Raw genomic sequence first — 22,706 nt, forward strand, 5'->3', positions numbered from 1 at the left:
AGTCTGCGGATAATCTTTCAGAAGATTTGCCATTGCTGTCAGTGTCTGTGTCGTTGAAAATGGCTAGGATGGACCGTTCCACAGACATTCATAATCTGCCTGTTCATATCCGTACCGTGGATGTCTCTGTTCCGCAGTTGTAGGGCCACAGGGGGAGGCAAAACCTTCCGGATTCACAATCTGCTCCCAAGCTTCTTCATATCCCTTATCCGGAAGTTCAAAACACCATGGGATAAATCCGAGCAAACAGTGATCTTCTGGAAACAGATAATGCCGAAGATGGCCTGAAGATCATTCTCAAAGAGCATCCTGACATTATTATCACAGATATGAAAATGCCCGTCATGGACGGAACACAGCTCTTAAAAAATCTGGAAGAACTTCACATCGACAGCAAAATCAGTGTGATCAGCGGATTCAGCGATTTCAAATATACAAGACTTGCGATCCAGGCCGGTGTTATTGATTACATACTGAAGCCTGCTCTGCGTTCACCAGTAAGGTAATCGGTGACGTTTTTGATTATATCAATGCACATTATCTGGAAAATATCTCCCTGGCCGATATTGCAGAATCTTTTTTTCTAAGTAAGGAGCATCTGTCCAGATTGTTTTAAAAAAACGTCAGAATCTTTTTTCCTATACTATGCAGTTGAAGCTCACCGAGGCGAAACGGCTTCTGCCGTCTACGGATATGACTCTCGACGACATTGCCTGGCATCTTGGTTTCAGCAATGGAAATTACTTCAGCAAGGTTTTTAAAAAGAACTGTCAGATATCTCCCAGTGAATACCTGAACGTACAGCTATAGTTCTTCAGAAAACTTTTCTCCGATAAAAAGTAGCTGTAACTGAGCGTATTCGTTCAGTTACAGCCACTTTATTCAATATTATTATATTCAGTTATTGATCATATCTGGCCAGGAAAGAATCTCTGCAGAAATCTTCTCTTCATAATCTCCGTCAATGTCCTCACTTCTTCCAGCCGCATAAATATTGGTCTCGGCACCCCAACCGTTGTCCTCGTATTCCCATACATGGAATTTCAGTCCACGGAACATGAAATCCAGACTTCCGCAACCATCTTCCTCTGTGTATTCGAATTTGATATTTTTTTTGTTCAGGGCATCCTGTACTTTCTGTAAACGCATATAATATCGCTCCTTCCACGCCGAAAATCTTCCTTTATACACAAAGTATAACATGTTATGATTTTTGACACAAGTCAAGGATGAAAGTGCCTGTGAGCTACGGATATCTCAGGCCCAGTAGAGTCTCATTCCAAACTCATGGCTCATACGGTCCGGATGCCCATCAACTCTTGAAAGCAAAGTACAGATATCCTGATAGGTATTCTTTGCCATACATTTACCGCTATTATCAGAAAGAATTAGTGTAAGGTTCCACTTCTCGCCTTTTCCGTATTCTTTCTCAAAGGTTTTTACCATGACACGGCTGTCTGCCGGAACTTCTGCTTTAACACTTCCCTTTTCCACCAGTTCTCCGTTCAATGTTTCTGTAATGATCCATGTAAGTTCACACTCTCCCAGAGCTCCATCTGTATCATTTACAATATACAGACTGTCCAGATGATCTTTGTGCTTTGCAAAAACACCCACTGGTGCGTTGCTTTCCAGTATAGCCTGAAGACCCTTTTTGGGAATTCCCCACCAGTCATATAAACCGTAGAAGCTCTGAGGACACAGGTCGATAAACATAAACTGTACATATCCTGAGCAAGGTTCATATTTCTGGATCCTGTAATGCTCTGTATAATATTTCAGAAGCTTATACTGATATTCCTGGATCTTCGGGATATCATCCACCAGTTTTTCCAGACGATAATATACCGCCGGAACAGTTTTCAGATTTTCACTGCTGCCCGGTGCATCAAATCCGTACTCTGTATTCAGCTTTTCTGTCTGCTCATAAATATCTGCATATTCTCCACCGCTTAAAGAACCCAGATAATTGTGGCTGTCCCCGCTAAGCGGATCATCTTCGCAGAAAGAACCCTTGATGATCGGTCTGCCCGGATCCATCTTCTGTACCTCCCTATACAGAGCAGGTCCCGGATTTTCCTCCATAAATCTCCTTCTCACATTTCCATCCGGATCAACACATCCCGGTTCATTCATAATGATCCAGCAGATCAGAGACGGATGATGCTTCAGAAGTTTCACATTTTCTCTGTAAACATCTGCAAATCTCTGCGCCCATTCATCTGTTGAAGGATGCGTCCAGTTGTACTCCGAATCCTGAAGAACTGCAATTCCCAGCTCGTCACACAGATCATAAAAAACTTCCTGCTCTGTGTGGACATGTACTCGTACCAGGTTAAAACCTGCCGCCTTTACATTAAGAAGATCTCTCAGGTACCGTTCCCTTGTCATTGCGGAAATATAACAATCCGGAAAATAAGAGGTTCCTCTTATATACAGCTTCCTGTTATTAAGCCAGAATCTTGTTATTTTTTCATTACGCTCAATCTGAATGTCCCGGAAAGCAAAATTCGTTGTTCTGCTGCTCAGTATGTCTTTTCCCCTGCTTAACGTAAGTTCTGCCTGATACATCCAGGGATAACCATGATCCCATGTGGACCACAGTCTGACATCTTCCACTTTAAGCTCACATTTAAAGCCTGTCTCTGCTTTCTCTGCCATTATCTGAACAGTTTTTTCTGCCTTTATAAGACCGGACTCTTTTTCCCGGATCTTTACATTAAAATCATATGTCTCCCCGGATTTCAGACCTCGCGCTTCAGTTTCCACATATACGTCTGCTTTCTTTCCATCTGGATCCAGTTCATACTTCAGATCTGTCTGATCTTCCAGAACACCTTCTTCTGTCAGGATCAGCTCCACTTTTCCGTAGATTCCTACAGGATTTACATCTCTCTGGATAAATGTATCAGAATGTTCGTAGGTACCTTTTACCATATTTCTTTTTACCAGGGTGGTTCTGGAATCCTGTGCATCCAGCTCCACCTCATCATCCCATGGAGAACTTACCTTTACAATGAGATAATTTTTCTTTCCAAAAACAAGCTTATCTTTTACATTAAAGGAAAATGGAGCGGAATATCCTTCATGCTCTCCAAGAAATTCTCCGTTAAGCCATACTTTTCCATAATAATCCACATTGGTAAATTTAAGGACAGCATCCGTAACTTTCTGATCCGGAACTTCAAACTCTGTTTTGTACCACCAGGGTGCCTGATTGAAATATCTCAGTTCACGCCCGAAATATGGCTGTCTGGCATAGATAAGCTGCAGATGTTTCAGTTCCTCCAGTTCCTCCCATTCAGACACCTGGGAACCTACGGAAGTATCTGCTTCCCTGGCAGCATAAAGCCCGATCTTTTCCCCTGTATCATGAACATCCTGCAAAATTTTCCATCCTTGTTTCAATTCAATCCTTGTTTCCATTTCAGCCTCCTAACTCTTGACCGCACCTGCAGCCATACCTTCGATTATGTTCCTGTTAAGAATAAAATACACGATCAGTGTAGGCAGGATCGATATTACGATCGCCGCAAATGTACTTCCCCAGTCCACTCTTCCGAACTGCCCCACAAAGTCATTCAGGCCAATTGGAAGAGTTTTCATATCAGAAGATGAGATAAACGTATTGGCATAGGTAAATTCATTCCATACAAAAACAAAATTGTATGTAAGAACTGTCATTGTAGTATTTTTAGCCATAGGTACCACGATCTTGCGGAATGTGGTTCCCATTGTGGCACCGTCAATAACTGCCGCTTCCAGAAGAGAATCCGGCATAAATTTAAAAAATCCGGTGTAAAGATAGATACACATTGGAAGTCCGAACCCGATCTGCGGAAGCACCAGTGCCCAGTATGTATTTCTCAGTCCGATCCTGTTATAAATCTGGAACATGGGTACAAGGCAGGAAAAAATAGGCACCATCATTCCAAACAGGAAAAATGCCATCAGTGCATTGGCATATTTTACCTTTACCTTACTGATCACAAATGCAACCGGGCATCCCAGGACTACGATGCCAAGAAGTGTGAGAACTGCCACAACCGTACTGTTAAGAAAATATCTTGGAATGGATGAGATCGTCAGTGCGCTGATATAGTTTCCAAGATAAAATCCTGATGGCAGGGCATACTGTGCAGTATATGTCATTTCATCCGGTGTTTTCAGACTGGAGCAGATAACCCAGAAAATAGGGTAGACCTGTATCATGACAAAAATAAGGATCACTACATAGAACACAGCACGAATAGGTATATTTTTTCTTGATTTTATCATTCTGACCCATCTCCTTTCGCCGATCCCAGGCATTTCTGTATAATCCCTACTGCTACCAGACATTCAATGACCAGAAAAACGGACAATGTACTTCCATAGCCAAAGTCAGCCGAATTAAAAGCGGTTTTATACATATAAGTTGCCACCATCTCTGTTGATCTGGATTTATTGTCAAGAATATAGAATACATCAAAGGTTTTCAGACAACCATTTACAAGCATTACAATGACAATGCTGAATATATTTTTCACCAGTGGAAGCTTTATGTAACGATACTGTTGAAAAACATTGCAGCCATCCATTGTAGATGCCTCGATCACATCCTTTGATATGGATACAAATGCGGAATAAAAAATGATCATGTACAGACCACAGTATTTATATCCATCGATCAGGGTTATGGTTATCAGCGCTGTATGGGAATTTGCCAGCAAAGCGATAGGTTCCATTCCCAGTTTTTCCATCACATAGCAAACCAGACCCTGGGGCTGGACAGAAAGCATTTTGGAAAAAATCTGGCAGATCGCCATAGATGAAATGATACATGGAATAAAATAAATAACCCGCAGAATATTTCCACCCTTGGAAATATGTGTAAGCAAAATCGCCAGGATCAGTCCTGCACATAACTGGAACAGACTTCCCAGTACAACAAATTTAAGATTATTTACAACAGCCTCACGAAATGTCTCATCCTGAAACATCCTCACATAATTTTCTAGTCCGATAAACTTCATATCACCGATTCCATTCCAGGAAAAAAGGCTGTAACCCATTGACCACAGAATTGGGATGATAACAGTAAGAATATATATGAACAGTGCAGGAAGAACAAACGGTAAAGGCTGGATTTTATTTCTGGGCTTCATATCCTCTCCCCTTTCATACGCAGATGCAGATAAAATTCCGCATCTGCGCATTCTATCAGTTATTCTTCAGTGTCAAAATAATCAGATGCATACTGTTCTACAGCTTTGTCCATGTTTTCACAGAACTCTTCAGGAGTTGATTCTCCCATTCCAAGGCTTGCCAGCTCTTTTCTGTAAACCTCGTTTGTAGAAGGATCCAGACGAACATCCCAGCACTGGGCAAAAGTGCCACAGTTCTCAAGATCACTTAAAATCTGCTGTGTAAGCTCCGGCAGCTTCTCCGAATCACTTGGCATCATGGATGGAAGCATATTGAACTCATACATTGCCGTATCAGCAAAATTATCCCATACATAACTGATGAAATCTTTCATCTCATCACTCATGGAATCCTTGAGAATGGCAGTTCCGATTCCACAATTCGCATAGTAATCATTTTCTCCCGTAGCGGTTCCCTCGCTGTCTACAGGAAGTTTGAACATGGAAATATCATCTTTAAGATTTCCCTCATCATCTGTAAGATCCGGTGTATCCCATGTTCCGGTGTATAACATTGCCGCACCACTGTTCAGAAACAGATCCATCTGCGCGGTAGTATCTGAACTTGTCCATCCTTCACTGAAATACTGGGCTATATCCTGTGTATACTGGGCTGTTGCGATACCTGTCTCAGAATTAAATTTTTCTTTTCCCATTCTTGCATTGTCAATGAAGTCATTTCCTTCCAGTCTGAAAGCCTTAAATGCCGGATAACGCATGATCATGTCGTAATTTCCTGCGGATATCGGGGTCATTCCCGCATCTTTCAGCTTCTTGCACACATCCAGGAGATCTTCCAGTGTCTGGGGTGTTTCAGTAATTCCGGCTTTTTCAAACATGTCTTTGTGATACCAGAAATACTCTACATTTCCCTGCCAGGTCATAAGGTAATTGCTTCCGTCACTGAGTTTCGGATAATCCAGTGCAATACCAAAGAACTTGTCTTTGATACCCAGTTCATCATAAAGGTCATCCACACTGTAGATCAGATCTTTTTTGCAAAGACCTTCAAAAAATGCCTCCGGATCTGCATCAAACCAGTCCGGCAACTCATTGCTGGATGCAAGGATCTTGATCTTCTGAAGATATGTTTCTCTGTCTGCAATAGACTCTACATTGAATTCAAAATCCGGGTGATCTTTTTTGTAATCTTCTGCAAGCTTCTTCAATGTTTTTAACGCTGCATCTGTTTCGCCTCTGGCACTGATATAATTGATCACAAGTGGTTCGGAATCCTCTTTTTTATCTGCCCACACATTCATCATGCTGAATGAAGAGAGACACATCATTGTGGCAAGTGTAGCAGCCATCACTTTTTTTAATTTCATTTTCGTCCTCCTTTTGGTACATTTCTATTCATCCGGATTGAATATTTTGTTCCGCTTTCCTTATCGATGAGACCATTATATTAAATCCGTCCGGAAAAATACATGGAAAATCTTCGCTGTACCTGGAATATTTTCTCCAATAATTTCCCAACACTTGTGAGAATTTTTCCCTTATTATATAATGTAGCCAATAAAATCAGGAGGGGGATTCCATGATAGAAAATCTGAAAAAAAAGGCGTTTCAATTATTTTTAGGAATCAGTCTGAAACGCAGGCTTTTTATTACATATCTGCTGCTCAGTTCTCTGATACTTATGCTTACTTCCGTGTTTTTTTATACTGCATCCAAAAAAGTACTGATCAAGCGTGCCGCACTTTCCAGCCAGCAGCAGCTATCCCTGATCACCAGCAACCTTGGAGAAAAGATCGATCATATATCAAACTATGCCATCACCCTTTCCATCAACAGCAATATCGCCGATGTTTTAAAAGAAAACCCCACAGTTCCCGAAAACACACTGGAACATTTTCTGGTAAATTCCGAACTTACAGACCAGGCCCAGCGTATCATCGGACTTCACAAAAACATCTATGCCTGGGATATCCTGGATACAGAAAACCACTGGTTTCACAGCAGTACCACAGAAACAGATCAGCTTGATTCCATTTTAGATCCCGAAGTCCTTGACAGCCTTCAGACTAATCTGGCTTTTCAGTTTCTCGGACCCTTCCAGATAAGCGGGGAGCCAACCTTTGTAGCCTTAAAAAGCATTACAAACATTGATAACACCAAATATCTGGGCGCCCTGGTCCTTCTGATCAGAGAAACAAATATTTCCTCTGCATTCCGCGACCTTCCGGACAGCTCTTCCAGGGATTTCTATATTACTGATGAAAATGGACAGATACTTTCCTCTTCTTCATCCGAAGGTATTTATAAAGACTTCTCATCCTATACAAAAATCAGTTCAGAGAATTATAAAACCCTGACAGAAACCTACAGGCATTTTTTTCCGTAGACGGCACTAACACTCTTTTTATCTGCAAATCCTATCCTGACCTGAACTGGAATGTGATCAACCTGATTCCTCTGGAAAGTCTGCCTCTGGATCATATGGTGATCCTGCACAATATTCTTCTGATCAGCATTGTAGTGTTTATTTTATCTGTATTTTTTTCCATATTATGTACAGGTACTGTCACCGCACCTATACAGAGACTTGTAGAAAAAATGAAATCTGCGTCTGCCGGAAAGCTGAATATTTCTGCCAGTTACTCTTCAAATGATGAACTTGCAGTTCTCTATAACCAGTTTAACCTTATGATGCAGAAGATCCAGACATTACTTAACGATATCTATGAGGAACAAAATGCCAAACAGAAAATGGAAATACGTCTTTTACAGTCCCAGATCAATCCCCATTTTCTTTATAATACTTTAAACACCATCAAGTCTCTCATAGAACTTGACATGAATGATACCGCAGTAAAAGCAGTGTCTGCCATGTCATCTTTCTACAGAAACTCTCTTTCAAAGGGACAGTTTATCATTCCTCTGCGCCAGGAGCTGCTTCTTACAGAACAGTATCTTTATATCCAGAATCTGCGGTATATGGATTTTGTTGATTACGAGATCACCTATGAGCCGTCCTGGGAGGATCATGGGGCAGAGATACCTAAGCTGACCATACAGCCTGTTGTGGAAAATATTTTTGTCCACGGACTTACCAGCCAGATGTGCCATATTCACTTAAATGTTTCTATCAGAAATGGTACCATCTGTATTTCTGTTTCTGATAATGGTTCCGGTATCCCGCCGGAAAAACTTGCCGAACTTAACCGTTCTATCAGAGACTTCAAAACTGCCCGACATTCTTTCGGGCTTCCAAGTATCAACCACAGGATTGCTCTTCTCTACGGTGAGAATTACGGACTCACCATCGAAAGTTCACCTGAAAAGGGAACCACTGTAACCATAGTAATACCTGACAAAAAAATCTGATTGAGGGGGAAATATAAATTGAAAACACTCGTAATTATTGACGATGAAATTTTTTTCAGAAAATCTCTGATCAATTTTCTTGAAAAACAAAACATTTATAACATTGCAGGGGAAGCTAATAACGGACAGGCCGGAATCCAGCTTATTGAAAATGTCAAACCCGATATTGCCCTTGTGGATATATCCATGCCGGTTATGAGCGGTCTGGATATGATTGCAGCTCTTGGAACAGACTGTCATACCAGATTCATCCTTTCCACAGGATACGAAGATTTTGACTATGCCAAAAAAGCCATCTCTCTTCAGGTCCGCGGATACCTCCTGAAGCCACTGGATCACCGGGAGCTTATGGAGACACTCCAGAAAGTAAGTGACGAGATCGATCAGGAAAATTCCAAAAACAGTTATGTGAATAATTATTTTCAGTTCCGCGATCTGTATACACGACAAATGCAGCTTAATTTCTTCCAGAAGGTGATCAGCGGAACAACCATTTCCCCGGATGATCTGGAAAAAATTCCGATTCATAAAACTTCCGGTTATCTTACCATTCTTATGGAGATCCACAGTGCCAATCCGGAAATATGGGATGAAAAAGGTGATTTTTCTCTGCTCCACACTATCCTGGAAAATATATGCAGAGAAATCTTACAGCCTGTGTGCAAAGAGCTTATTTACATTGACTATTCTCAGATGAGACAGTATATCATCATGGAAAAAAGCTCTGATTTTTCTTTTGCCGATCTGGAACAATCCTGTCTCAGACTTGCCGGGATATATGATAATATTGCACAGATTTCCACTTTTTTCTGCTGCGGAACACCTCATGAAGGCGTGGAAGGAATCCGTTATTCCTATGAAGAGGCTCTTTCTGTTTTTCATAACAGAACTGCGTCTTCTTCCGGATTTCTTTATTTCACGCCCCAGTCCCATTCCGCTGATTTTACATTAAAGCCTCTGGTTTATGATGATATCCTGATCTTTCTGCGCCAGCAAAATTCACCGGCTCTCTGTAAATATATTGATGAATATTTCAACGATATCATCACAAAAAAAATCCACATCCGGCAGACTTGGAGTGTAACTGCTGCTTTTCTTACTGTACTTGACGGTTTTATCACGGAGTGCAGTCAGCGTGAAACACTTTTTCCTCTTCTGGAAAACGCCCTAAATACTTACCAGAACTGCCAGAGTGCCCTGCAATTAAAACAACTGCTCCAGTCTACCTGCAAAGCAGTTCTGGATTCCCTTGCTGATGAAAAAAATCCGCGGAAGTCAGCTCTTGTGTCCCAGGTTCAGGAATATATCTGTCTGAATTTTAATCAGACGGATCTTCGTCTTGAAACTATTGCTTCCCATTTTTTTGTCAATCCCCAGCATCTCTCTGCTGTATTCAGTCAGGAATCCGGAGTTACACTTACCTCTTATATCAATGTCTGCCGCATGAAAAAAGCCAGACAGTTTCTTCTGGAAGACAGCCCTTCCATTCAAAATGTAGCCTCTTTATGCGGATTTTCTGATTCTGGATATTTCAGCAAATGTTTCCGGAAATATTACGGAATCTCTCCAAAAAACTTTGTATCCCTGACTGAAAAGAACAGTTATCCAGGTTCTATCGGCATATGATCTTTATCTCATTAAAGCGTAACGTTTCACCGCTTCATCTCATTAAAATTACATTTTACTCTAACATATGTTTTATGTAAAATGCAAGTTCTTTTTATTGTGCAATATCCCGGAATGTGTTAAGATAAAACCTGTGGCTTTATACAAATAGCAGTTTACCATACTGCAATAATGAGGTGAGTTATGAAAGAAAGAGAAAAACTTGGATCCCGTCTGGGATTCATTCTGATTTCTGCTGGCTGTGCCATCGGAATCGGAAACGTCTGGAAATTCCCTTACATGGCCGGACAGGGCGGTGGCGGTGCATTCGTACTGTTTTATCTGATCTTCCTGGCTATCCTGGGACTGCCTGTTATGACCATGGAATTTTCGGTTGGACGTGCCAGCCAGAAAAGCCCGGTCAAAGCCTATTACGCTCTGGAGAAACCAAGCCAGAAATGGCACATCCACGGATATATCACTCTGATCGGATGTTATCTTCTGATGATGTTCTACACAACCGTTACCGGCTGGATGCTGAATTACTTCTATATGACAGCAACCGGCAAATTCCAGGGGCTTGATTCTGAAGGTGTTGCCGGTCAGTTTACAGATATGCTTGGCAAGCCTGTAACCATGGGATTCTGGATGATCGTTGTTGTTATCGCAGGTATTTTTGTCTGTTCCCGCGGTCTTCAGAATGGCCTGGAAAAGGTTACCAAGGTTATGATGATCTCCCTTCTGATCATTATGGTTATCCTGGCTGTTAACAGCTTTACCATGGATGGTGCGAAAGAGGGTCTGAAATTCTACCTGATCCCGGATTTTGAGCGTATGAAGGAGATCGGTATCATCACCACCATCACCGGTGCTATGAACCAAGCATTCTTCACTCTCAGCCTCGGTATCGGTGCCATGGCGATCTTCGGAAGCTACATCGGAAAAGATCACGCACTGCTTGGGGAATCCGTGAACATTGCGATCCTGGATACATTCGTTGCGATCACCTCCGGACTTATTATTTTCCCGGCATGTTTCACTTTCAATGTTGACCAGACCTCCGGACCGAGCCTGATCTTTATCACACTGCCGAATATTTTCAACCACATTCCACTTGGAAGACTCTGGGGAAGCCTGTTCTTCATCTTTATGTCATTTGCAGCATTCTCCACCATCCTGGCTGTATTTGAAAATATTATTTCCTGTGGTATGGAGCTTACCGGCTGGAGCCGTAAGAAATCCAGTCTTATCAACGCGATCGCGATCATCCTTCTTTCTCTGCCATGCGTTCTTGGTTACAACGTATGGAGCTGGAGCGGATTCGATGTATTCGGAGGTGCGGTTCTCGACTTCGAGGATTTCCTGGTAAGCAACCTTCTGCTTCCGCTTGGCTCTCTTGTATACCTGCTTTTCTGCGTTTCCAAACGTGGTTGGGGCTGGGAAAGCTTCACAAAAGAAGCCAACACCGGAAAAGGCATGAAGATCCGGAAATGGATGCGAGGATACATCACTTATATCCTGCCGCTGATCATTCTGTTTATCTTCTTCTTTGGTCTGTACGATAAGTTTTTTGCATAAAATAAAACACCCCTGACGGATATCGTATGTGATTTACACACGCAATTTCCATCAGGGGTGTTTTTGCTGAGTCAGACGGGTATTCACCGCCTGCACTAGGTTAAGAAGTTTACCGTCCCAGCAGCTCCAGTACTTCCTCCCGGCTGATCAAAGCCTGTCCGATTCCCTCGCCGCTTAAGATCTCGTCAGCCAGTTCCCGTTTTCTTTCCTGAAGGGCACGGATCCGTTCTTCTATGGTGTCTTTCATAAAGAGGCGATAGACACTGACCACGTTCTGCTGACCGATGCGGTGGGCACGGTCTGTAGCCTGATTCTGCACGGCAAGATTCCACCATGGATCGTAGTGGATCACAATATCAGCTGCCGTAAGATTCAGGCCTGTTCCTCCTGCTTTCAGAGAAATGCAGAAAACAGAAGTATCGTCCTCATTAAATGCCTGTACCATCTGCGCCCGTTTTTCCTTGGAAGTCGATCCGGTCAACATATAAAAAGAAACTTTTGCTTTTTTCAGACGGGCAACCAGCACATCCAGCATGGTAGTAAACTGGGAAAACAACAGGAGCTTATGTCCGCCATTCACCGCATTCTGAACCAACTCCATGCACATCTCCAGCTTGGAAGAATTCCCTTTGTATCCTTCATATACCAGTCCTGGATAACAGCAGATCTGCCGCAGCCTCGTGATCTCTGCAAGGATCTGCAGTTTAGAAGTGCGAAACTCCGCATCCGACTGCATCCCAAGCATCAGGCGAAGCCGTTCCGTATGGGCCTCATACAGCTCCTTCTGCTCGCTTTCCAACGGGGAAAACATATCTTTTTCCAGCTTATCCGGAAGATCCTTCAGCACATCCCTCTTCAGTCTCCGCAGCACAAAAGGACGGATCATTTTCTGCAGACGCTCCATCGCATCGGAATTGCTGTACTGCACAGCTGGAAGCTCTATTTCCTTGCGGAATTTCTCATAAGAATACAAAAATCCCGGCATCAGAAAATCAAAAATACTCCACAGCTCACTAAGCCTGTTCTCCACCGGTGTACCGGTCAGCGCAAGCCTGAATTCCGACCGGATCTCTTTCACAGCCTTTGCCACCTGAGTTCCGTGATTCTTGATATACTGCGCCTCATCAATGATCTGCACAGCAAAATCCAGGTTCTGATAAGCCTTCAGATCCCGTTTCAGAAGGTCATAGGAGGTGATCAGAATCTCCCGTTCTCCCGCATTTTTGATCAGTGCCTTCCTCTCCTTCACATCACCAGTTACAACGGTAGCCGGAAGTCCCGGCGCAAAACGTTCAATCTCGTTCATCCAGTTAAAAACAAGCGAAGCAGGCGTTATCACAAGGGCACGTCTGTTTTCTCCCGGCGCAGATTCCTGAAATTCTGACCAGAGAAATGTGATCACCTGGAGGGTTTTTCCAAGTCCCATGTCATCTGCCAGGATTCCTCCAAACTGATTATGCTTCAGAGTTTTGATCCAGTAAAAACCCTCTTTCTGATAGCCCCGGAGGATTTTTTCCTGCTCCCTGGGAATCTGAAATTTATGTTCTTCCATTGTCTGCATGTTCCGGATCAACGCACGAAAGGCATTATCCTTCTCTACCTTGATCAGATCGCCGCCCTTCAGCTGACTATCCAGATACATGGCACGATAGGCCGGAACCTGAGTCTTTCCTTTTTTCAGTTCACGGTCACTGATCTGCAGTCCATTTTTCAGAGCAGAAAGCTCCCTGAGCTGACCATCGGAAACATCCAGAAAGCTGCCATCCTTCAGGCGGAAATATTTTTTCCTGCGATCGTACCTGGAAAGAATATCAAAAAGCTGCGCCTGATCCATCCCCTCCACATCCAGATTCAGATTCAGAAGTCCGGCTGACAGAGAAACGCCAAGACGGATGTTTGGCAGCTTTGTCACCTGCATCTGTTTGATGGACTGGGAAATATAGACATCTGCAACTTTCTGCATGGCGGGGATACCTTCAGTGAGAAGCTGGTAAAGCTTTTCTTCGGAATCTTTCACACTGTCGGGCTTCCCTGAACCTTCCCTGCACAAAGATTCCAGTTCCCCGGCACGACAATCCAATGCCAGCTCCATCCGCTGGTCATCATATCCATTAAAATATTTTGACAGCAGCGCAAACACACCAAGCTCTCCCGGAATATCCCTGGTGCGGGCAGACATATCCCGGTCAAAAACCGAAAATTTATCCTTCCCGTAAACAGAAAACGCCTTACAGGTGATCCAGTCACGCTCCGGCGCATCCAGATAGATCTCATATGCAGCCTTGTAGCATTCAAGACCTGTTTCTTCCGGGAAATCCCTGAGATCACAGTGAAAAAATTTTTTCAGGGAAGGAAGCAGCTCACGCACAAACACAGGCACATCCGGTTCATCAATAAAGCCTCGGCCTGCAGGAAGCCGCTCCAGACAGGTAACAAATTCCTCCACTGCTCCAAGCTCCTGCCTGGAAACCAGATATACCTTCGCATTATCAAAATACATATGATACCGTATGCCTGTCACACTGTATACCGGCGCGATCTCAAGAGATAACCCCTGATCCTTCTTCCGGATCATCAGCGTCCTGTCCGGAATTTCTCTGACAGAATGCCATGTTGTTTCCGGATCATTGTTCATTTTGAACTTGAAACTTTTTTCGCCAAGTATAAGAAGCAGATCCTCAAGTTCTTTTCTGTCAACGGTAAGATCCCTCACCTTTTCCACAGCTATATTCTTCAGCTGTTCATATCTGGACATGTAAGTGCCGTGATGATTCTCGACCCATTCCCGGATAAAGGACAGCACGCTTCTGGATCCTTCTGAAAAGGCTTCATCGGAATGGATAAATTCCAGATTTTTTCCATAAGAAACCTTCTCATTATGATCCAGATTCCACACAAAGGCCAACACATCCTTGAGGATATATTTTTTCTCACAGCCAACACGGAATTCCACGGTAAAGCAATTTCTCACAGAATTAAATTTCAGGCAGGTTTCCAGCTCCACCCTGCCAAAATACGGATCCCCGGAAAACGGAAGCATACGGCTGTATAGCTGGCGATTAAGGAGGCTTTTCAGCTCAACGGTGGTTTTCGTTGCAGGCTGCCCTGGTCCGGATAAAGCAGCCGGAAATGCTGTTCCGCTGAATAACTCTGCCTGCTTCTGTTCCTCATCCTGCTGTCTGCGGATTTCCACACGCTCATAGGCCTTACGGTCTCCATATTCCAGAAGCACTGCCACGCAATGCTTACAGATCCCGGAATAGCTGCGAAAGGCCGGGCAGTCACAGTATGCTTCTTTTATGCGGTCCGCTTCTGTATCATACTGAAAGCCTGTATTGTATACATTACGCCCACTTCCCTTCACTGCTGCAGATATTTTATCCACAGCTCCTTCCGACTTAATATCCAGCGACTGGATCCTCTTTCCGGTACGGTAAATATCAAGGCCTCTCTGATATGCCGTTGTATTACAAAGTGCCCGTATGGCTGTTCGTTTAAGCATGCATCTTTCCCTTCTTTTCTTATCGCGTTTCTTCCATTATAAAAGGAGACCTGCACTGTGACAAGTCTCCTGTGTGTATTCATTGATATCTTATTCCTGTCGATGTTACTGTTCACTCCGTTCTCAGCAGGCTTTCCTTCTTGCTTCATCCTCTTTCCGCTCTTCTCCGACTTCTGTCATCAGATACGGATCAAGAACCTCTTCCAGCTCTTTCTCAGTCATGATCTCCTGTTCCAGAACAAGTTCCCGGACAGATTTGCCGGTTTTTACTGCAGTTTTTGCGATGGTTGCAGACGCCTTGTAGCCAATATGCGGGCAAAGAGCCGTTGCGATTCCTGCGCTGCTTTCCATCAGGTCTTTGCAGCGTTTGCGGTTTGCGGTGATTCCTGTGATGCAGTTTACGCTCAATGTATCCACGGCTTTTTCCAGAGTCGTAATGGATTCAAAAAGATTACAAAATACAACCGGCTCAAAAGCATTCAACTCCAGCTGTCCGGCTTCTGCCGCCATGGTAATGGTGGTATCATGTCCTACGATGTGGAAAGCAACCTGGCTTACTACCTCCGGAATGACCGGATTTACCTTACCTGGCATGATGGAAGACCCATTCTGCTTTGCCGGAAGATTGATCTCTCCAAATCCGGTTTTCGGGCCGGAAGACATCAGTCGAAGATCGTTGCACATCTTGGAAAGATCCACCGCACAGGTTTTTACCACACCGGATACAGCAACAAAGCCGTCCAGATTTTCTGTTGCGTCAAAAAGGTCCTCGGCCTGTTTCAGCGGATAACCTGTAAGCTTTTCCAGATTTGGCACGATCTTATAAAAATAAGAATCAGAAACATTGATAGCAGTTCCCACTGCAGTTCCTCCAAGGTTTACGGTATACATTTCCCTGTGAGCCTTTTCGATACGTTTCCGGTCTCTGGAAACCATAGACGCATAACCGTGGAACACCTGGCCAAGACGGATCGGAACTGCATCCTGAAGCTGTGTACGTCCCATAGTGATCACATCATCGAACTCCTCTGCCTTTTTTGCAAGCTCCTTCTCAAGTCTTATCAGTGCTTTTTCCAGAGGTGCAAGAAGATCCAGAACGGTAAGCTTACCGGCCGTCGGGATCACATCATTGGTGGACTGCGCCATGTTTACGTGATCATTTGGATGGACCATTTTATAGCTGCCCTTCGGACATCCGAGGATCTCACCGGCTCTGTTTGCGATCACCTCATTCATATTCATATTTGCGCTGGTTCCGGCACCACCCTGAATGGCATCTACGATAAATTCCTCAGCCAGTTTTCCTGCGATCACTTCATCACAGGCTCTGACGATGGCATCTGCCTTATCCTCCGGAAGAAGCCCTGCATTATTATTAGTGATAGCTGCTGCCTTTTTAATCTGTGCCAGATTCCTGATAAATACCGGATGAAGCTTTGTACCTGTAATAGGAAAATTCTGTTTTGCCCTTAAAGCCTGAACTCCGTAATAAGCCTCTGCAGGCACTTCCATAGTTCCGATTGAATCTGCTTCCAGTCTTGTTTCTGTTGTCATTTTGTCATCCCTCTTCTTTCTTCTGATCCTGTGCACATCTGATTTGCCCGTCCTCTGATCTCATTTTTTCAGTCCGACGGATATTCACTGTTTACAAATCATTCTGTTATTTTCATTTTTATCAGCAGCTGTTTTTCTGATGCCTAAGAAACTAACACTTTCTTTGTGGCTTGTAAATACTTTTAAGGGAAAACCATGATTATCCGTGTTTTTCAAAAGTTTATATTAATCTTTTTAAGAATTTCTTTTATTTTTCTTATTTATATTAAGTCGTTTCTTGTGTTGTAACAACACGCGCAGTATAATCAATACAGAAATATATATTTTCAATCCACTTCCCCACGCAGCTCTGCACCAGTTGCAAATAACATTTTTTCATCGAAAGGAGCCATTCCACATGGAACACAAACTCGACAACATCGACCGAAAGATCATCGAAATGCTTCAGAAAAACGCCCGCACCCCGGTAAAGGAAATCGCAAAGGAAGTCTTCCTCTCCTCCCCCGCTGTCTCCGCCAGGATCGAACATCTTGAAAAAAACGGGCTGATCACAGGCTACCACGCCCAGATCAACCCGGTATTTCTCGGTTATCATATAAAAGCATTCATCAACCTGGAAGTAGAACCCAACCAGAAAAAAGACTTCTGCCCCTTCATCCAGTCCATCCCAAACGTCATCGAATGCAACTGCGTCACCGGCGATTACTCCATGCTCATCGAAGTAGCCTTCCGCTCCACCATGGAACTGGACCACTTCATCAACGAACTCCAGCAGTTCGGCCGTACCAAAACACAGATCGTATTCTCCACCAACGTAGAACACAGAGATCTGCCGGTGGAGTAACCCCCCACCGGCATTTTTTTATAAACCGTATTCCCTGTACAATTCTTTACACACATCCTCACTATCAGCCATCTTCTGTATCTCATCCACGCGACCATCCGAGATCAGACAATTGATCAGGGCTCGTATTCTTGCTTCTCCCTCTGCTTTTCCTTCTGCTTTCCCTTCCGCTTTTCCACGGACTTCTCCAATAGCCATACCTTCCTCCCGAAGTCGCTCCGACTCCAGCTGCAAAACCTTTCCGCCCATAACTTCACCCACTCCTTTCCTGACTTTTTCTTCTTTTCGAAAAATATAATCCGATATTCTTATGATCAATTTATTAAGATCTGTATACATACCTGCTCTTCCAGTGATTGAAAATTCTCTCTCAAGTTTTATCCTGATATCTTCATATTCCATCAACAATCCCTGTAACTTCTCCGAATCTTTAGCAAATATATCTGCTACATTTTCATACCTCATCACGTAAAACGGAAGCAACATCAACAGATTCTTTTCGAAAATACTATCCTTCGTATAAAGTTCCATCTTCACTGTCGGAACCCGGTACACACACACCTGTCCATCCGGAAACAAAACCTTCACTTCCTCAACATCAGGCGTATTCTTCGTAGATCTCAAGTATATCACACAAGATTTCGGGAACTCTACATAAAACTTCCTTCCGACTCTCCGTCTGTTCTCCAAGGCAATTGCAAGATCATACTCAAACATCCTGATCGCCATCATAGTATCATCAGAACTCTGACACTCAATATGGTACACCTTATCCCCGATCAGAAGTCGAGCATCCGTGATCAGTTCACCATCCTCAAGCTGATGCTCATTCCTAAGGTGCATGATTTTCACATCTTCCGGATATGATGTATGAAACACCTCATTGATCAGCGGAACGATCAGATATGTCATCTTTTCCACTATCGTCCGGAAAACATCATCAAATATAGTATTGTTAGTCATTAACACTCCTACTGGTATATATAGATTATACCACACAAATAAAACTTGAAAACACCCTAAACCGGCCTTTCATAAATTTCACAGTACCCAAAAATGGAAAATGCTTCAGAACTCGAAGCTCCAAGAATGTCCATACAGACAAAAGATCTTATAAGATATAACAACCATACCACATACTATAATAAAAATCACTCAAAATTCATCCAAAAATCTCAACAACATTCGACAGCAGTTACTGTTCACTCCGTTCTCAGTAACACGCTTCGCGATGCACAGAATTTATGCTGATCGCATAAATCCGCGCGGTATGTCTCGGCCCCCTACCGTCAGACAACCGAAAACTCAACCTTTCCTCACAGCTATCCAGTGCAGCGCTGATGCCTCATCCATCTCCCGGCAGAAGCCACTCAACCCAACATTTACACCCAAACTCCCGAGCAGCCATCCTCCCCGGCCGCCTTGAAAAGGCAGCACACGCCTCACGGGCGTCCGTATTTCAACAAAAAAAGAACAGCAATGAACCTCAAATCCACCACTGCTCTTCACTCATTTCCTAAATCACTTTCCTATCAAAGCAACAATCTTCTCCTTCAGCTCCCGTGCATTCCCCTGAGGATCCTCCGCCTTCATGATCGCAGAAACAACCGCCATACCACTCATACCGGCACCCTCAAGCACATCCATATTCCCGGCATTCAATCCCCCGATCGCAACCGCCGGAATCGGAACCGCCTCACAGATATCCTTCAACGTAGAAACCTTGGTAAGAATCGTCACAACCTTAGTAGTAGTAGGATAAATCGCCCCCACACCAAGATAATCCGCACCATCCTCATAAGCCTTCACAGCAGCCTCCACCGTCTTGGCAGTAGCCCCCACGATCTTATCCGGTCCCATCAGCTTCCTTGCCACAGCAACCGGAATATCAGAAGCTCCAACATGCACACCAGCCGCATCACAGGCCAGCGCCACATCCACACGATCATCAATGATCAGCGGCACATTGTAACGATCTGTGATCTCCTTCACCTTAAAAGCCTTATCCAGATACTCACGTCCACCCTTATTCTTCTCGCGAAGCTGGACCAGAGTCACACCACCCTTACAAGCCTCCTCAACCGTACGGAGCAAAGACTCCTCCGTATGATAAGAACTATCCGTCACCAGATACAACGTTACATCCAAATCTTTTCTATCCATCCTGATCCCCTCTTTTTCAGTACATTTCAATTTTCAACAGATTCAGCAGCTGTCGATCCGAAAGCCCATAAATCTCATCCAGCAAATTCACCTGAAAGCTTCCCGGACCGCGGGAAATCTTCTCCGCTTCCTCGCCGGCGATACCCATAAGTGCAGTACCAAGCACTGCCGCAGCCAGATAATTCCCGGATTTCCCATTTAATTCCATCTCAACGCCAGACCGGACACCTACCTCTATACTATCCGTCATCTCTTTCGCAATATTATCTTCGCACCCTGGCAAAAACGCCGCAGTCAGTGCACCGACCATACAGCCGGTTCCTGTGATCCCGGACAGCGCCGCACTGCCATTTTGTACCAGAACAACCCGTTCACCATCCGTAACAAAATCCTGTTTCCCGGTAGCCAGCACAATTGCCTGATTACTCCTTGAAAAAGCCCTCAGCACCTCACTGACAGTCTCCATATTTTCCGCAGTCAGGGCATCCTGCGCCCCCGCATCGATTCCGATCGCATGAGACGGCAGTCCGGAAACAGCCAGAAGCTCTGACATATTTCCCTTCAGCACTGCCGGATGGCCGATGCTCAAAAGCTCCCGTGCCAGATCCAGCCTGAGATCACTGCAGGCAACCCCTACCAGGTCCAGAAGAACCGGGATCTTATTTTCCATCGCTGTTCTCATAGAACGCTTCATTGACTCGATCCTGGCATCGGTAATATTCCCGAGATTCAGCATCAGCGCACCAGCCGATGCCGTAATATCTGTCACCTCTGCCGGATGCTCCGCCATGATCGGCCTTGCACCTACTGCAAGGACCACGTTGGCACAGTCATGGATCGAGATCGGATTGGTGATGCAATGGATCAGCGGCTTTTCTTCTTTAATTCGCTTTCGCAGTTGTAAAATTCTTTGTCTCATATGTTTTTGAACCCAAAGCTGCCTGGAATTTCACCAGAAGACCTGCTTTACTCAGAGCCTTCAGGAAAATATAGGCAACACATCCTCCCATTGTGGTTGCTGCAAGGAACATCGGCGTATAATAAAATGCTGTCAGCCCGCCTCTTCCCATCAGGAATGCCATCACCGGATAAGAAACCATGGATCCGATAATACCTGTTCCAAAGATCTCACCGATCACCGCGCAGATGATCTTGCCTTTGGAAAGTCTGTAGAACACACCTGAAAGAAATGCGCCAAATATTGCACCGGTCAGTGCAAGTGGCGGAATTCCCATGAACATCATACGGATCACGCCGATCATGGTCGCACAGAGAAGGGAATACCACGGTCCCATCAAAACCGAGCATACGATATTGACAAGATGCGCCGTGGGGCACATTCCCTCAATCCTCAGGATCGGTGAAATAACGACACCGATTGCAACCATCATTGCCAGCATTACCATACGAAGCGTGTGCATCCTTTGTTTTTCCATAGTGTTTTTCCTCCCTGAAATATCAGGCAGAGCCCTGTCAGATCCGGGCAAAAGCTTCCCGTCTACTGCAGTCTGCCCTTAGATTTTGGCGGTCGAAGTTCCCTTACTTCCTCTCACTCCGAAAACACGGATTCCCATCGCTTACATGATCCTTCCGGAAAAATCCTCCGGAATATCACTCTCCTGCCAGACATTAAGGCGCTCCCCTTCCTGCCCGCTCTTTCGCAGAAGCTCCACATGCAGTCTCTGTCACTTTCACATCCCCACATTGTCAGAACATTCCAGTTCCATTCCTGCATCCGAAAAGAGCGCATCCCATGGAAAACTCCACGGAGACACGCTCTCAGATCACAATCCCTCCGTTGGCATTACCCAAATCAGGTACGGTCGAAGATCTATCTTCCTCTCAGCCTGTCACACAAGCTCCCGCTGGCTCTTTTCTTTTCTGTTTTTCAATATAGCACACCCCTGTTTCATTGTCAAACTTCTCTTATTTAGAAATCGCGTCGATCAGACGCAGTTCCTCAGCTGTAAACGGCGCACAGTGGATAGCCTTCACATTATCAATGATCTGCTGCGGTTTGGATGCTCCGATGAGCACGCTGGTGACTTCCTCATGCTGGAGCAGCCAGCCAAGTGCCATGTCTGCAAGTTTCTCGCCTCGCTGTGCTGCCAGATCGTTCAGTCTCCGGATCTGGTCCAGACGCTCCGGTGTCAGGGCGCTTTCTTTCAGGAATCTTCCGTCCCTGCGGATTCGGCTGTCCTCCGGAATACCGTTCAGGTAACGGTCTGTCAGCTGTCCCTGAGCAAGCGGGCTGAAAGTGATCAGGCCTTTTTTCAGGATGCCGGTAGTTCTCTTTAAACCGTTCTCTTCCACAGTTCTGTCAAAAATGGAATAACGGTTCTGGTTGATCACAAATGGGCATTTCAGGTCTTTCAGGATCGCTGCTGCCTGACTTAAGGTTTTTCCATCATAATTGGAAAGTCCTACGTAGAGGGCCTTGCCCTGCTGAACTGCGGTTGCAAGCGCGCCCATAGTTTCCTCGAGGGGAGTCTCCGGGTCCATTCTGTGATGGTAAAAAATATCCACATATTCCAGGCCCATACGTTTCAAGCTCTGGTCAAGACTTGCGAGAAGATATTTGCGGCTGCCCCAGTTTCCGTAAGGGCCCTCCCACATATCATAGCCTGCCTTGGTTGTGATGATCAGCTCATCACGGTACGGCATCAGTTCTTCTTTCAAAATCTTGCCAAAATTCCGCTCCGCACTTCCGTAAGCCGGACCGTAATTATTGGCAAGGTCAAACTGTGTGATTCCGTTGTCAAAAGCTGTGAAACAAAGCTGTTTCATATTTTCATAATCAGATGTATCTCCGAAATTATGCCATAATCCGAGAGATACCTTCGGAAGCATCAGACCGCTTTCTCCGCAACGGTTATACTCCATGGTTTCGTATCGTTCCTTTGCAGGTGCGTACATAAAAAAATCCTCCCATAATGTCCCATGA

20 protein-coding genes and 1 riboswitch are annotated in these 22,706 nt (G+C 44.5%); of the genes, 7 read left to right on the forward strand and 13 right to left on the reverse strand.

Features of this window, described 5'->3' with window-relative positions; all coding sequences use genetic code 11:
• Window positions 1-63: 63 nt before the first annotated feature.
• Entirely contained in the window at window positions 64-246 is a 183-nt protein-coding gene (locus tag MUB50_RS02225; RefSeq protein ID WP_118512725.1) for an MGH1-like glycoside hydrolase domain-containing protein, read from the reverse strand.
• An 11-nt stretch (window positions 247-257) separates the two neighbouring features.
• Between MUB50_RS02225 and MUB50_RS02230 the strand changes: the two genes are divergently transcribed.
• On the forward strand, window positions 258-506 hold the full coding sequence (locus MUB50_RS02230; RefSeq protein ID WP_227574283.1) for a response regulator: 249 nt from the start codon (window positions 258-260) through the stop codon (window positions 504-506).
• Window positions 507-606: 100 nt separating this feature from the next.
• On the forward strand, window positions 607-810 hold the full coding sequence (locus tag MUB50_RS17125) for a helix-turn-helix domain-containing protein (RefSeq protein WP_270426856.1): 204 nt from the start codon (window positions 607-609) through the stop codon (window positions 808-810).
• Window positions 811-897: 87 nt separating this feature from the next.
• Here the strand turns inward: MUB50_RS17125 and MUB50_RS02240 are convergent, their stop codons facing one another.
• The 5 genes from MUB50_RS02240 to MUB50_RS02260 form a co-directional block, all read right to left on the reverse strand.
• The gene (locus MUB50_RS02240; RefSeq protein WP_044961921.1) at window positions 898-1,149 is read right to left on the reverse strand and encodes a hypothetical protein; all 252 of its coding nucleotides are present in this window, start codon (window positions 1,147-1,149) and stop codon (window positions 898-900) included.
• A 108-nt stretch (window positions 1,150-1,257) separates the two neighbouring features.
• Entirely contained in the window at window positions 1,258-3,426 is a 2,169-nt protein-coding gene (locus MUB50_RS02245; RefSeq protein WP_110103599.1) for a glycoside hydrolase family 2 protein, read from the reverse strand.
• A 9-nt stretch (window positions 3,427-3,435) separates the two neighbouring features.
• Window positions 3,436-4,278: a carbohydrate ABC transporter permease gene (locus tag MUB50_RS02250; protein ID WP_021976595.1), complete on the reverse strand. Its 843-nt coding sequence runs from the start codon at window positions 4,276-4,278 to the stop codon at window positions 3,436-3,438.
• Window positions 4,275-5,147 carry a carbohydrate ABC transporter permease gene (locus MUB50_RS02255; protein ID WP_110103600.1) on the reverse strand — a complete coding sequence of 291 codons (873 nt, stop codon included), beginning with the start codon at window positions 5,145-5,147 and terminating at the stop codon, window positions 4,275-4,277. The genes MUB50_RS02250 and MUB50_RS02255 overlap by 4 nt, the downstream gene beginning before the upstream one ends.
• A 59-nt stretch (window positions 5,148-5,206) precedes the next feature.
• Complete coding sequence (locus MUB50_RS02260; protein WP_110103601.1) at window positions 5,207-6,514, reverse strand: ABC transporter substrate-binding protein; 1,308 nt, start codon at window positions 6,512-6,514, stop codon at window positions 5,207-5,209.
• A 212-nt stretch (window positions 6,515-6,726) separates the two neighbouring features.
• Between MUB50_RS02260 and MUB50_RS02265 the strand changes: the two genes are divergently transcribed.
• The 4 genes from MUB50_RS02265 to MUB50_RS02280 all read left to right on the forward strand — a co-directional run bounded on the left by MUB50_RS02265 (window position 6,727) and on the right by MUB50_RS02280 (window position 11,699).
• Window positions 6,727-7,533 (forward strand): cache domain-containing protein, encoded by an 807-nt coding sequence (locus MUB50_RS02265; RefSeq protein ID WP_244789845.1) that lies wholly within the window; start codon window positions 6,727-6,729, stop codon window positions 7,531-7,533.
• A gap of 53 nt (window positions 7,534-7,586) precedes the next feature.
• Complete coding sequence (locus MUB50_RS02270; protein WP_244789843.1) at window positions 7,587-8,516, forward strand: sensor histidine kinase; 930 nt, start codon at window positions 7,587-7,589, stop codon at window positions 8,514-8,516.
• Window positions 8,517-8,534: 18 nt separating this feature from the next.
• Window positions 8,535-10,142 (forward strand): response regulator, encoded by a 1,608-nt coding sequence (locus MUB50_RS02275; RefSeq protein ID WP_244789841.1) that lies wholly within the window; start codon window positions 8,535-8,537, stop codon window positions 10,140-10,142.
• Window positions 10,143-10,325: 183 nt separating this feature from the next.
• Window positions 10,326-11,699 carry a sodium-dependent transporter gene (locus MUB50_RS02280; protein WP_244789839.1) on the forward strand — a complete coding sequence of 458 codons (1,374 nt, stop codon included), beginning with the start codon at window positions 10,326-10,328 and terminating at the stop codon, window positions 11,697-11,699.
• 109 nt (window positions 11,700-11,808) lie between these two features.
• Here MUB50_RS02280 and MUB50_RS02285 read toward each other — a convergent pair whose 3' ends face one another.
• Complete coding sequence (locus tag MUB50_RS02285) at window positions 11,809-15,201, reverse strand: DEAD/DEAH box helicase (protein ID WP_244789837.1); 3,393 nt, start codon at window positions 15,199-15,201, stop codon at window positions 11,809-11,811.
• 123 nt (window positions 15,202-15,324) lie between these two features.
• Window positions 15,325-16,755: an aspartate ammonia-lyase gene (locus MUB50_RS02290; protein ID WP_138276964.1), complete on the reverse strand. Its 1,431-nt coding sequence runs from the start codon at window positions 16,753-16,755 to the stop codon at window positions 15,325-15,327.
• 397 nt (window positions 16,756-17,152) lie between these two features.
• Here MUB50_RS02290 and MUB50_RS02295 point away from each other — a divergent pair, with 397 nt between their 5' ends.
• On the forward strand, window positions 17,153-17,599 hold the full coding sequence (locus MUB50_RS02295) for an Lrp/AsnC family transcriptional regulator (RefSeq protein ID WP_118512732.1): 447 nt from the start codon (window positions 17,153-17,155) through the stop codon (window positions 17,597-17,599).
• Between the two features lie 18 nt (window positions 17,600-17,617).
• Here MUB50_RS02295 and MUB50_RS02300 read toward each other — a convergent pair whose 3' ends face one another.
• From MUB50_RS02300 to MUB50_RS02320, 5 genes are all read right to left on the reverse strand, one after another.
• The gene (locus tag MUB50_RS02300) at window positions 17,618-18,562 is read right to left on the reverse strand and encodes a hypothetical protein (protein WP_178687564.1); all 945 of its coding nucleotides are present in this window, start codon (window positions 18,560-18,562) and stop codon (window positions 17,618-17,620) included.
• Between the two features lie 558 nt (window positions 18,563-19,120).
• A complete protein-coding gene (gene thiE, locus MUB50_RS02305) occupies window positions 19,121-19,762 on the reverse strand; it encodes a thiamine phosphate synthase (RefSeq protein WP_138276963.1) in 642 nt (213 codons plus the stop codon).
• A 16-nt stretch (window positions 19,763-19,778) separates the two neighbouring features.
• Window positions 19,779-20,681: a hydroxyethylthiazole kinase gene (locus tag MUB50_RS02310; protein ID WP_244789835.1), complete on the reverse strand. Its 903-nt coding sequence runs from the start codon at window positions 20,679-20,681 to the stop codon at window positions 19,779-19,781.
• Window positions 20,644-21,198, reverse strand: a complete 555-nt coding sequence (gene thiW / locus MUB50_RS02315) for an energy coupling factor transporter S component ThiW (RefSeq protein ID WP_118512736.1) — start codon at window positions 21,196-21,198, stop codon at window positions 20,644-20,646. Before thiW ends, MUB50_RS02310 begins: the two co-directional genes overlap by 38 nt.
• Window positions 21,199-21,535: 337 nt before the next feature.
• A riboswitch (TPP riboswitch) is annotated at window positions 21,536-21,638 on the reverse strand.
• Between the two features lie 50 nt (window positions 21,639-21,688).
• The gene (locus MUB50_RS02320) at window positions 21,689-22,678 is read right to left on the reverse strand and encodes an aldo/keto reductase (RefSeq protein WP_118623166.1); all 990 of its coding nucleotides are present in this window, start codon (window positions 22,676-22,678) and stop codon (window positions 21,689-21,691) included.
• Between the last annotated feature and the right edge of the window lie 28 nt (window positions 22,679-22,706).

The organism is Blautia sp. NSJ-140 (assembly GCF_022868965.1).
In the GTDB taxonomy this organism is placed as follows: Bacteria; Bacillota; Clostridia; order Lachnospirales; family Lachnospiraceae; genus Blautia_A.

What these genes read in the sequence shown, in the direction of transcription:
- MUB50_RS02280 (WP_244789839.1), top strand. Translation starts at nt 10,326, where the DNA reads ATGAAAGAAAGAGAAAAACTTGGATCCCGTCTGGGATTCATTCTGATT.
- MUB50_RS02285 (WP_244789837.1), bottom strand. Translation starts at nt 15,201, where the DNA reads ATGCTTAAACGAACAGCCATACGGGCACTTTGTAATACAACGGCATAT.
- MUB50_RS02245 (WP_110103599.1), bottom strand. Translation starts at nt 3,426, where the DNA reads ATGGAAACAAGGATTGAATTGAAACAAGGATGGAAAATTTTGCAGGAT.
- MUB50_RS02240 (WP_044961921.1), bottom strand. Translation starts at nt 1,149, where the DNA reads ATGCGTTTACAGAAAGTACAGGATGCCCTGAACAAAAAAAATATCAAA.
- MUB50_RS02310 (WP_244789835.1), bottom strand. Translation starts at nt 20,681, where the DNA reads ATGAGACAAAGAATTTTACAACTGCGAAAGCGAATTAAAGAAGAAAAG.
- MUB50_RS02250 (WP_021976595.1), bottom strand. Translation starts at nt 4,278, where the DNA reads ATGATAAAATCAAGAAAAAATATACCTATTCGTGCTGTGTTCTATGTA.
- MUB50_RS02260 (WP_110103601.1), bottom strand. Translation starts at nt 6,514, where the DNA reads ATGAAATTAAAAAAAGTGATGGCTGCTACACTTGCCACAATGATGTGT.
- MUB50_RS02300 (WP_178687564.1), bottom strand. Translation starts at nt 18,562, where the DNA reads ATGACTAACAATACTATATTTGATGATGTTTTCCGGACGATAGTGGAA.
- MUB50_RS02265 (WP_244789845.1), top strand. Translation starts at nt 6,727, where the DNA reads ATGATAGAAAATCTGAAAAAAAAGGCGTTTCAATTATTTTTAGGAATC.
- MUB50_RS02295 (WP_118512732.1), top strand. Translation starts at nt 17,153, where the DNA reads ATGGAACACAAACTCGACAACATCGACCGAAAGATCATCGAAATGCTT.
- MUB50_RS02255 (WP_110103600.1), bottom strand. Translation starts at nt 5,147, where the DNA reads ATGAAGCCCAGAAATAAAATCCAGCCTTTACCGTTTGTTCTTCCTGCA.
- thiE (WP_138276963.1), bottom strand. Translation starts at nt 19,762, where the DNA reads ATGGATAGAAAAGATTTGGATGTAACGTTGTATCTGGTGACGGATAGT.
- thiW (WP_118512736.1), bottom strand. Translation starts at nt 21,198, where the DNA reads ATGGAAAAACAAAGGATGCACACGCTTCGTATGGTAATGCTGGCAATG.
- MUB50_RS02290 (WP_138276964.1), bottom strand. Translation starts at nt 16,755, where the DNA reads ATGACAACAGAAACAAGACTGGAAGCAGATTCAATCGGAACTATGGAA.
- MUB50_RS02320 (WP_118623166.1), bottom strand. Translation starts at nt 22,678, where the DNA reads ATGTACGCACCTGCAAAGGAACGATACGAAACCATGGAGTATAACCGT.